At 63.5% G+C, this 10,527-nt stretch carries 9 protein-coding genes, 1 tRNA gene and 1 pseudogene; 8 read left to right on the top strand and 3 right to left on the bottom strand.

The window, feature by feature from the left end; all coding sequences use genetic code 11:
* From AC1D0P_RS22345 to AC1D0P_RS22335, 3 genes are all read left to right on the top strand, one after another.
* Positions 1–839 (top strand): elongation factor 1-alpha C-terminal domain-related protein (locus AC1D0P_RS22345; RefSeq protein WP_477678750.1); only part of this gene is annotated, 839 nt, incomplete at its 5' end.
* Between the two features lie 101 nt (positions 840–940).
* Entirely contained in the window at positions 941–1,270 is a 330-nt protein-coding gene (gene fdxA, locus AC1D0P_RS22340; RefSeq protein ID WP_477651621.1) for a ferredoxin FdxA, read from the top strand.
* A 55-nt stretch (positions 1,271–1,325) separates the two neighbouring features.
* A complete protein-coding gene (locus AC1D0P_RS22335) occupies positions 1,326–2,429 on the top strand; it encodes an NAD(P)/FAD-dependent oxidoreductase (protein WP_477678749.1) in 1,104 nt (367 codons plus the stop codon).
* 51 nt (positions 2,430–2,480) lie between these two features.
* On the opposite strand, the gene AC1D0P_RS22330 is transcribed toward AC1D0P_RS22335, so the two are convergent.
* Positions 2,481–4,805, bottom strand: a complete 2,325-nt coding sequence (locus tag AC1D0P_RS22330; protein WP_477678748.1) for a DEAD/DEAH box helicase — start codon at positions 4,803–4,805, stop codon at positions 2,481–2,483.
* Between the two features lie 284 nt (positions 4,806–5,089).
* Here AC1D0P_RS22330 and AC1D0P_RS22325 point away from each other — a divergent pair, with 284 nt between their 5' ends.
* Positions 5,090–6,208 carry a purine-cytosine permease family protein gene (locus tag AC1D0P_RS22325; RefSeq protein WP_477678747.1) on the top strand — a complete coding sequence of 373 codons (1,119 nt, stop codon included), beginning with the start codon at positions 5,090–5,092 and terminating at the stop codon, positions 6,206–6,208.
* Here AC1D0P_RS22325 and thiD read toward each other — a convergent pair.
* Positions 6,192–7,037, bottom strand: coding sequence for a bifunctional hydroxymethylpyrimidine kinase/phosphomethylpyrimidine kinase (gene thiD / locus AC1D0P_RS22320; RefSeq protein WP_477678746.1), 846 nt, complete (start codon positions 7,035–7,037; stop codon positions 6,192–6,194). The two genes, AC1D0P_RS22325 and thiD, sit on opposite strands and share 17 nt — an antisense overlap.
* Positions 7,038–7,385: 348 nt before the next feature.
* Here thiD and AC1D0P_RS22315 point away from each other — a divergent pair, with 348 nt between their 5' ends.
* Positions 7,386–8,054, top strand: a complete 669-nt coding sequence (locus AC1D0P_RS22315; protein WP_477678745.1) for a methyltransferase domain-containing protein — start codon at positions 7,386–7,388, stop codon at positions 8,052–8,054.
* Positions 8,055–8,072: 18 nt separating this feature from the next.
* Here AC1D0P_RS22315 and AC1D0P_RS22310 read toward each other — a convergent pair whose 3' ends face one another.
* Positions 8,073–9,140 carry a glycosyltransferase gene (locus tag AC1D0P_RS22310; protein ID WP_477678744.1) on the bottom strand — a complete coding sequence of 356 codons (1,068 nt, stop codon included), beginning with the start codon at positions 9,138–9,140 and terminating at the stop codon, positions 8,073–8,075.
* Positions 9,141–9,248: 108 nt separating this feature from the next.
* Between AC1D0P_RS22310 and AC1D0P_RS22305 the strand changes: the two genes are divergently transcribed.
* The 3 genes and pseudogenes from AC1D0P_RS22305 to AC1D0P_RS22295 all read left to right on the top strand — a co-directional run.
* Positions 9,249–9,324, top strand: a tRNA-Asn gene (locus AC1D0P_RS22305).
* Between the two features lie 183 nt (positions 9,325–9,507).
* Positions 9,508–10,275: a leucyl/phenylalanyl-tRNA--protein transferase gene (gene aat / locus AC1D0P_RS22300; RefSeq protein ID WP_477678743.1), complete on the top strand. Its 768-nt coding sequence runs from the start codon at positions 9,508–9,510 to the stop codon at positions 10,273–10,275.
* A pseudogene (locus tag AC1D0P_RS22295) lies at positions 10,272–10,527 on the top strand (arginyltransferase); the annotation flags it as partial. The gene aat and the pseudogene AC1D0P_RS22295, both read left to right, overlap by 4 nt.

Genomic DNA, 10,527 nt, shown 5'->3' with positions numbered 1-10,527 from the left:
CGTCCATCGTGTGCGCGGTGAACAAGCTCGACGCCGTGGAAGACCCGGTGCTGGCCTTCAAGAACATCGCCGCGGCGCWGGCGGCTTTCGCCCAGGCCGCGCGCATCCCGGTCAAGGCCACCGTGCCGGTGTCGGCCCTCAAGGGCTACAACGTGGTCGACGCCAAACCCGGCTGGTGCGGCTATGAAGGCCTGTCGCTGCTGCAGCTGCTGGAGCACCTGCCGGCCACGAGCGCCGAGAGCACCGAAGCCTTTTCATTCCCGGTGCAGTGGGTCGAGAAGTTCTCGTCCTCGTCCGACACCTCGCAAGGCCGCCGCGTCTTCTGGGGGCGCGTCGCCACCGGTGGCGTGCAGCCGGGCCAGAGCGTGACCATACTGCCAAGCGGCAAGACGGCGGTGGTGGCCCAGGTGCTGGACCATACCCGCGAGCCCCGGACCATCCTGGCCGGCCACAGCGCGGGCATTGTGCTGGACCGCGAAGTCGACGTGTCGCGCGGCGACTGGCTGCTGGCGGTGGACACCTTCGAGCCCTCGCGCGAAATCTCGGCCACCGTGGCCTGGATGGACGACGAGCCGCTGGTCGCCGGGCGCGTCTACTGGACGCTGCACGGCCACCGCTGGGTCAAGGCCAAGGTCAAGCGCATCGTGCACAAGCTCGACGTGAACACCCTGGCCGAGGAAGACGCCAGCGAGCTGCCGCCCAATGCCATTGGCCACATCGAACTGAGCCTGCAGGAGCCGCTGGCCACCCTGCCTTACGCGCGTTCGCGCATCCTGGGCTCGCTGGTGCTGGTGGATACCGCCTCGCACAGGACCTCGGGCGCCGCGCTGGTCATTTGAGCCGGTCTTCATGCGGGGCGCCCGTCGCTTCGCGTCTTTGATAACCCTGTTGGCGGAAACCTCTTAAAATCAAGGGTTTCCACCGATTAGCCTAGAAAAACATGACTCACATCGTCTCCGAATCGTGCATCCGCTGCAAATACACCGACTGTGTGGACGTCTGCCCGGTGGACTGCTTCCGTGAAGGCCCCAACATGCTGGTGATCGATCCGGACGAATGCATAGACTGCGCGGTCTGCATTCCCGAATGCCCGGTCAACGCCATCTATGCCGAGGAAGACGTGCCGGCCGACCAGCTCGCCTTCATCAAGCTCAATGTCGAATTGAGCCGCGCCGAGGGCTGGAAAAGCATTACCAAGCGCAAGGACGCCCTGCCGGACGCCGAGGAATGGAAAGACAAGACGGGCAAACTGTCCGAACTGGTCCGCTAAGCCAGCCCAGGCCCTCCCCGGGCCGCGACGCGCTTTGCCAGGCGCCCCAGGAACCATGGAACCCCAACTGAACCAAGAAGTGATCAACACCGCAGCCCAGCACGACGGCCCCATCGAAACCGATGCGGTCATCGTGGGCGCCGGGCCTGTGGGCTTGTTCCAGGTGTTCGAACTGGGCCTGCTGGAGATCAAGGCTCATGTGATCGATTCGCTGGCCTACCCCGGCGGCCAGTGCATAGAGCTCTACCCCGACAAGCCGATTTACGACATCCCCGCCGTGCCCATGTGCACAGGCAGGGAACTGACCGACAACCTGCTCCGGCAGATCGAACCCTTCGGCGCGACCTTTCATTTCGGCCAGGAAGTCGGCGTTGTCGAAAAGCAGCAGGATGGCCGCTTCTTTGTCGAGACCTCCAAGGGCACGCGCTTCCTGACCAAAACCATTTTTATCGCGGCGGGTGTGGGCGCCTTCCAGCCCAAGCTGCTGCGCGTCGACGGCCTGGAAAAATTTGACGACAGCCAGCTGTTTTACCGCGTCAAGAACCCGGCCGACTTTGCCGGCAAAAACCTGGTGGTCGTAGGCGGCGGCGATTCCGCGCTCGACTGGGCGCTGAATTTCGCCGCCGAAGGCCCGAACAAGGCCGAGAGCGTGATCCTGATCCACCGCCGCGACGGCTTCCAGGCGGCGCCCGCCAGTGTGGCCAAAATGCGCGAGTTGTGCGATGCCTACGAGATGCAGTTCATCGTGGGCCAGGTCACCGGCTACGAGGAAAAAGAAGGCCGGCTGACCGGCGCCAAGGTCACCGGCCCGGACGGCGTCACACGCGTGGTGCCGCTGGACGTGCTGCTGGTGTTCTTCGGCCTCTCCCCCAAGCTCGGGCCCATCGCCGGCTGGGGCCTGGACATCGAGCGCAAACAGATCCAGGTGGACACCGAGAAGTTCTCCACCAACATTCCCGGCATCTTTGCGGTGGGCGACATCAACACTTATCCCGGCAAGAAAAAACTGATTCTCAGCGGCTTCCACGAGTGCGCGCTGGCGGCCTTCGGTGCGGCACCCCTCATCTTCCCGGACAAGAAAATCCACCTGCAATACACCACGACCAGCCCCAAATTGCACAAGGTGCTGGGTGTCGAATCGCCAGTGTTTGACGACTAGCCCGCTTTAATGCTCCCGCCTGAAAGCCCGCCTCGCGCGGGCTTTTTGCCGTCAGGCCGGCGGCACGGCACCGGCCGGATCAAGCGGCGCCAACAAAGCCTGCAAGTCCTCGGGCGTGAACTTGCCGGCCCCCTCGCCGTCGCTGCCCAGCACCCCTTCGGCGAGGGCCGCCTTGCGAGCCTGCAGTTCCAGCATGCGCTCCTCGATACTGCCTTCGACCACCAGTTTGTAGACAAACACGGCTTGGTCTTGCCCCAGGCGATGGGCGCGCGCCGTGGCCTGGGCCTCGACCGCGGGGTTCCACCAGGGATCCACATGGATCACGGTGTCCGCGGCGGTGAGGTTGAGCCCGACACCGCCGGCCTTCAGGCTGACCAGCAGGATGGGCACGGTCTTCGCCTGGAATTTGCGGACCAGCGCGCCGCGCTTTTGCGGCGAGGTGTCGCCCGTCAGTGAAAGCCATGGCAGCTGCAGCGTGTCCAGCTCGGCCTCAATCAGCGACAGCATGCCGGTGAATTGCGAAAACACCAGCACGCGCCGCCCTTCCGCGACCAGTTCGGGCAGCATGCCCCGCAGCAATTCGAGCTTGGCGCGCGTCATGGTCCTGGCGGGCTTCACACCCTTGAGCAGGTAGGGGTCGCAGCAGACCTGGCGCAGCTTGAGCAGCGCATCCAGGATGGTGATCTGCCCGCCGGCAAAGCTGTTGCGCGCCAGCACGCGCCGCACCTGGATGTCTGCCGCCACCCGCACGCTCTCGTACAGCTCGCGCTGGCGGCCCTGCAGCTGCACGCGTTTGATGACTTCGGTACGCGGGGGCAGTTCAGCGGCGACGTCTTCCTTGCGCCGGCGCAGGATGAAGGGACGCACGCGCTGCGCCAGCAACTGGGGCGCACGCGCGCTGCGGCCGGCAGCATTCTTCACCCATTGCGCTTCATCGACGACCAGCAAGTGAAAGCGCTGGTGTTCCAGCGCCTCCACGTCGCGCCACAGCAGCGGGTAGGTCGTCAGCACCACGTCGTATTCGGCCACGCGTGAAAACGCCGTGTCTCGGCTTGGGCCCTGCAAGACCAGCAGGCGCAAGCCGGGCGCCATGCGGGCGGCTTCGGCCTGCCAGTTGAAGACCAGCGAGGTGGGCACCACCACCAGCGAGGGCTGCGTCATGCGGCCTGCCTGCTTTTCGAGCAGCAAATGCGCCAGGGCCTGCGCGGTCTTGCCCAGGCCCATGTCGTCGGCCAGGATGCCGCCCAACTGCTGGGCGCGCAGGTATTGCAGCCAGGCCAGGCCTTCCATCTGGTAGGGCCGCAAGCTGACACCCAGGCCTGCCGGTGCCGGCACGGACTGCGGCGCGCCCGCCTGTTGCAGCCGCTTTGCCAGCGTGCGCAGCCCGGCATCGCCCTGCCACTGCCAGGCGCCCTGCAAGCCGGCACGCCCGGCCCCAGTGTCCACAGCGTCAAGGCGCCAGGCGTCCCAAGGCGACAGCCGCAGCGGCCCGTCCCCGTGTCCGCGTTGCGGGTCGGTCAGCAAATCCAGCATGGCGCCCACAATGGCCTTGAGCAGGGCGGCCGGCGCCTCGATGCGCTTGCCGCCAGGCGCGCGCAGCAGGATCACGGCCGTGTCATCGATCGCAAAGACCTGGCGGGCATTGAGCCAGCGCTGGTCGCGCCGCAGCAGGTCGGCCAACATGGGCGCGAGGTCCAGGGTCTGGCCGTCGACCTCAACACCCAGCGTCAGCAACCATGAGCCTTCACGTGCCGGCAGGCCCAGCGCGGTCACGGCGGGCGCGCGGCCGCGCAGGGGCGCCGCCACCTCCTTGCCCAGCACCTCGCCGGTGTCCGGGCTGACGATCAGGCGCCAGGCGTCCACGGGCACGCTCTCATGCGCAAAGCCGGGCCGGACCACCACAGCCCAGCCTTGCGCCTGCAGGGCGGGCAGTTGATCCGCCCAGAAATCACCAAAAAAATCTTCCTGTAGCAGCGACCACAGGTGCTCGTGGCCGATGGCGGCCTCCTCGCTGCGCCATTGCAGGCTGCCGGCCGGCACGGGATGTAGGCCCAGTGTCCAGAGGCTGTCCAGCGCCTCGGCCTCGGCCGCCAGGTCGCGCTGCATGAGCACTTCCCTGCCCTGCGCGTCTTCCAGGGCCTGGAGGGGTGCGGCGCGGCTGTTGAGCACGGTGTTGGGCGCCGGCATTTCCCAGCGCAGGCCGCCTTCGGTGGCATAGGTCCAGTCCACGCGCGCGACGGTGACACTGTCGCCTCGCGGGCCGAAGGGGCCGGCGGGTTTCATGCCCAGCAGGCCGTCGCCGCGCGTGAGGGTCTGCAGCGTGAGGCGCGGGCGAAACCGGCCCGGCACCGGAGGCTGGCGGTTCACCGGGGCCATGGCATGTATTGGCAAAAATGCATGGGCCTGATTGTCCACGCGGCCGTGGCGTGCCGGGGCGTAGTCAAGACCACCTGGATGAATCCGCCTACAATTTACGCAGTGCCCGCAAGGGCGCTTTCGCTGGGGGTGTTGCTGTGGTTCGCAAGCGCGAACGGCGGTGGCTGAGAAAGTCCCTTTGAACCTGATTGAGGTAATCCTCGCGCAGGGAAGCATGTTCCAAAGGCCCGCTGTTCTTGCGGGCTTCAGGCAGGCCGACCTCGCATCGTTGATCGGAGCTGCTGATGACCGCGCCTTCTCTTTCCACGCCTGCCGCCGGCAACACCGCGCTTTCGCCATTGCCCGCGGGCGACCGCCTGTTCGGCTGGAGCGACCATGCCGCGCTCTGGCTCAGCCTGGGCGTGGGCCTGCTGGTCATGCAGATAGGCGCCTACCTGGTGCCGGCCCTGGGCACACAGACGGCGCTGGCGGTGATCGTCTGCGGTTCCATCCTGGGCGCGGGCCTGTTGGCCTGGACGGCCAAGATCGGCTGCGACAGCGGGCTTTCGAGCGCCGGGCTGATGCACGCCACTTACGGCAGCAGCTTTGCGCGCCTGCCGGTGCTGCTCAACATCGTGCAACTCATAGGCTGGACCACTTTCGAGCTCGTGGTGATGCGCGACGGCACCGTTGCCATTGCGCGCCAGTCCGGCAGCTTTGCGGGGGCAGTCTGGCCTGTGCTGGCGACCTTGCTCTGGGGCGCGGTGCTGCTGGCGCTGCTGTCGGGCTCCATGGTCAGGCTGGTGCGCAAATTCATAGGCCGCTACGGCCTGCCGCTGGTCATTGCCTCGCTGCTGTGGCTAAGCTGGCAGTTCCTGGCCAAAGCCGATGCGCAGGGCTTGGCAGCGCTCTGGAACCGGCCCGGCGAAGGCGGCATGAGCACGCTGTCGGCGCTGGACCTCGTAATCGCGATGCCGGTCTCGTGGCTGCCGCTGGTGGCGGATTTCGCGCGCCATGGCCGTGACGGCAACAGCGCCCTGCGCGGCACCTGGCTGGGCTATGCCATCGCCAATATCTGGTGTTACGCGCTGGGCCTGCTGGTGGCCATCACGGCGCCCAGCACCGACCTGGTCGCCGCGCTGCTGCTGGCGCAAGGCGGGCTGGTCGCGCTGGGACTGATTCTGATCGACGAGGTCGACAACGCCTACGGTGACCTGTACTCGGGCTCGGTGGCCGGCCACAGCCTGAAGCCGGCCTGGAGCGTGCGCCGCTGGGGCGTGGGCTTGGCCCTGGGCATTGCCTGCTACCACCTGTGCGCGAAGTTCGCGCCGGACTGGGGCGCCGCATTGCCGACGCTGGTGTTGACCTTTGCCTTGGCGCGATTCACCCGCGCCAATTCCCAAGGAATTACCGCAGCGGCTTGAGCCGCATCGCGATGGGCGCGTAGCCGTGGTTCAGCGGCCCGCTACCGGCCCCCGTGCGCACCCTGGCGCCGGCCGCCATCGCCGCGCGCACAAAGTCGCGCGCCAGCTGCACGGCCTCCAGCAGGGGCTTTCCGAGCGCCAGGTGCGCGGCAATCGCGGACGACAGCGTGCAACCGGTCCCGTGGGTGTTGGGGCTGGGAATGCGCGGCCCGCGCATCCAGTGCAGCTCGCCGCTTTGGGTGGCCAGCAGGTCGCTCACCACGTCGCCGGGCAAGTGCCCGCCCTTGAGCAACACGGCGCGCGCGCCTTTGGCCAATAGTTCCTGCGCCGCGGCTTGCATAGCCTCTTCGTTCGTCAGCGGCCGGCCGACCAGCAGCGAAGCTTCATCGAGATTGGGAGTGATCAGGACGGCGCGCGGAAACAGCTCGCGCACCAGGACGGCAATCGCCGGGTTGTCGATCAGCACCGCGCCGCTGGTCGCGACCATGACCGGGTCCAGCACCACGTTCGGCAGTGCGTGGCGGTCAATCGCCTCGGCCACCGTCAACACGATGTCGGGCGCATGCAGCATACCTATCTTCACCGCGTCCGCGCCTATATCTTCGATGACGGCATCTATCTGGTCGCGCAGCATTTGCGGCGGCACGCCATGGATGGCGCGCACCCCGCGCGTGTTCTGAGCAGTCAATGCGGTGATGGCCGTCATGCCGTAACAACCCAGCGCGGCGAAGGTCTTGAGGTCGGCCTGGATGCCAGCCCCGCCGCCGCTGTCGGAACCTGCGATGCTCAGAACGCGGGGATATTCGTGGTCAAAAAGAGAGTCGGTCATTCGTTTGTCCATGGCCTCAAGCCGGGTTGAGGCGTGCCAGCTACATCATGTGTACTGCGTGACTGGCCGCGCCGATGAAGGCTATGCGCCGTCGATTATCGCGGCATGACCCACAAGTTATGCGGGCGCTTGTCTCCTCGGCGGGCTGCGGCCATCGCGATGCGCTCCGGTTGATATCACGAACGCCGAGAATATGCATGTCTTTTTTTTGCGGATACAGCTTGCATCCCGTCGTGGAGCCACGAGAGGAAAACATAGAATGAACATCCTCCAGGCTTTGCGTTATGCTTTTCAAAGCTTGTTCGCAACTCGCCTCCAGCTAGCTGATCGCACTTAGAGCCCATACTTATGAATCACACTCCGGTTCACGAAAACCAYAACCCCGACCTTCTGGATATTATTCCTTGGGGAGCCAAAAAGTTGATTGAGGTGGGGTGCAGTTCGGGCGCCCTGGCAAGGGAGWTCAAGAAACTATCGCCAGACTGCCACTACCTTGGCATTGAGATAGATCCAGCCTACGCAGAGCTTGCACTACGCTACTGCGACCAAAGCCAGGTCCTTGACATCGAAACCGCAGGCGACGCCTTCTGGAAGGAAAATACAGACAGGGACTGCTGGATCTTCGGYGACACCCTCGAGCACCTCAGGGACCCCTGGAAGGTCCTGCGTCAGGTTCGCAGTGTCATGCCGAAAAACGCGTGCATTGCCGCTTGCATTCCCAATGCGCAGCACTGGTCCTTACAAGCCAAATTGAGCATTGGCGATTTTCGCTACGAAGACACCGGCCTTCTGGACAGAACCCATTTGCGGTTTTTCTCCAGGCAGACTATTCTGGAAATGTTTAACGACGCCGGGTTCACTGTCGCGGCCTGTATCCCCCGAATCTTTTACGAACCCCCTAGGGAGCTGTTTCTGCCTGTTATTGAGCAACTGGCAAAGCTGTCGGGTGCAAATCCACAAACTTCGGTGGATGATGCCATGCCGTTTCAATACGTGGTCAGCGCCGTCCCCCGATAACGTTACGCTGGCGAATGGCTAAAACCAGGCCTTCAACATTTGGGCACGGTTTACATAGGGGAAATTTGCCTGTTCGGTCATGCCGTCACTTTCTCTTTCCGGCAGGTGATCTTTGTATTTTTCCCAGAATCTGTTCGCATAGGTTTTATAGATTCCCTCAAAATCTCCGACCGTTGATTTATGGGCAATTAAAATGTCTTTGCATACCGCCAGCTCAAAGCCGCGCAAAAAAGCGCAATAGCTAAAGTCCGTGTCGTAGCCATGAAAACCATCAAAAGTTTCTTCGTCGAATCGCACTGACTCGACGACATGGCGGTTGGCTGCGATAAAAACTCCGTCCAATGCCTGCACGCCTTTAATCTGCGTCAGCTGTATGCCCCCCCACATCGACAGATGGAAGAGGTCGCTGGGCCACGCGCCGGCGACCGGGTAGGCAATCACTCCATGGAGATAAGGGTCGCCGCTGCTCATCCACTTGCTGTCCTTCAGCTTGGTCGTACCAGCGCACCCGATGACATCAAAGGCTTGTAAATGCTTGCGAACCAGGCCGGAAAAACTCGGCGAAATAATCTCGATGTCGTCATGGCAAAAAATCAGAATCTCGCCCCGACTTTTCGCGACACCTCTGTTGTAACCCTCGCACAAGGACTTGGCATCATGGATGCCGATCAGCTCATACGGTGAATCACCAAAACGATCTCTGAGATTGGCGCAGACCAGCTCATATTTGACGGGATCAATGCTGCAGATGATGACCGAGATCAATGAATCCGTCTTCGCCCCATTGCGTCCAACACCACCGTTAGCGGTGGCCGAGGTTTGGCGATTTCCTGCACGATGGACAATCGCAAGGAAAACGCCCCCTATGAGGCAAAGTCCGGCGAGGATGACTGCACCAACCAGGTATCGCTGCCAAAGCGACCATGAAGCCAGTGCGAGCGTACAACAAGCCAAAGTTATCGCATGGGTGATTTTGCGGCTTACCCGGGCCTGGCTCGGAGTGTCGATCTGGTTGGGTCGCATAGTAAGGCATGAGGTTATCACCAATGAGAACGTCACTCTGCCCTCGGCGTCGGGCAGTGCCATTGCACCTCCACGCTCGCTACCGGGATGCCCCGACCGACAAGAAGCCATCAGAGGAAATGTCCTGGGCTCAAAAAGCGCAAAAATTAACGCTATAATCTAAGGCTGTATTCCTCAATAGCTCAGTTGGTAGAGCGCCGGACTGTTAATCCGTAGGTCCCTGGTTCGAGCCCAGGTTGAGGAGCCAGTTAATTCCGAAAATGGGCACTCTTGTAGTGCCCATTTTTTTGTGCTGCCGGAACATGCGAAGCCGAGCCTCAGGTCGCGCCATCGCTCGCCGGCCTTGCCACCAAAATCCGCTCGGCTACCATGGCGCATGCCCTTCCCGGCCCGCCGCTTCCACCGTTTCATGCCGATGCGCTTTTAAGCCATGGGGAAACTACCGCGTCCCGTGCCCTGGCTTGCCGCCGGCGAAAACTTTCCGCCGCTGGAAGAAGCCTGGGGCCATCATGACCCTGCCCCCGGCCTGCTGGCGGCTGGCGCCGCGCTGGACGTGCCCACGCTGATCGAGGCTTATTCCCACGGCATCTTCCCGTGGTTCAGCCTGGGCCAGCCCCCGCTCTGGTGGAGTCCCGATCCCCGCATGGTCTTGCAGACCCGGCATTTCAAACTGCATCACTCGCTGCGCAAAACGCTGACCCGCTTTCAGGCGCAGCCCGCTTGCGAAATTCGCTTTGACAGCGCCTTCGAGCGCGTCATCAATGCCTGCGCGAGCAAGCCGCGCGCCGGACAGCCGGGCACCTGGATTGTTCCCGACATGGTGCAGGCCTATGCAAACCTTCACAGGGCGGGCCATGCCCACAGCGTGGAAACCTGGGTGGACGGCGAACTGGCCGGCGGCCTTTATTGCGTCAACCTGGGCCGCATGGTGTTCGGCGAATCGATGTTCGCCCACCAGACCGATGCCTCCAAGGTCGCGCTGGCGGCACTCGTTGCTTTTTGCCGCGCCCAGGAGATGGCCATGATCGATTGCCAGCAAAATACCCGGCACCTGGCGTCGCTGGGGGCGGGCGAAATCACCCGGCAGGAATTTGTCGCCCATCTTGCCCGGAACGTGGGCAAAACCGCTCCCCTTTGGGAGTTCAAACCCGTATACTGGAATCAGCTTCTGACGACGGGAATGACAGACCTACCGTGACGCACCTCAAAGACCTGCCTCTGCAAACCTTGCAGTTTTATGCAACGGCGCCCTATCCCTGCAGCTACCTGCCAGGCAAACAGGCCCGCTCGCAGGTCGCAACGCCCAGCCACCTGATTCACAACGACGCTTACTCGGACCTGGTGACCAACGGCTTCCGGCGCAGCGGAATGTTCACCTACCGCCCCTATTGCGATGGATGCCAGGCCTGCGTGCCGCTGAGGGTGCCCGTCGAGCTGTTCAGCCCGGACC

Source organism: Polaromonas sp. P1_G2, from assembly GCF_056405515.1.
The sequence above is the reverse complement of the archived record's forward strand: the minus strand, read 5'-3'. Positions and strand labels throughout refer to the sequence as shown.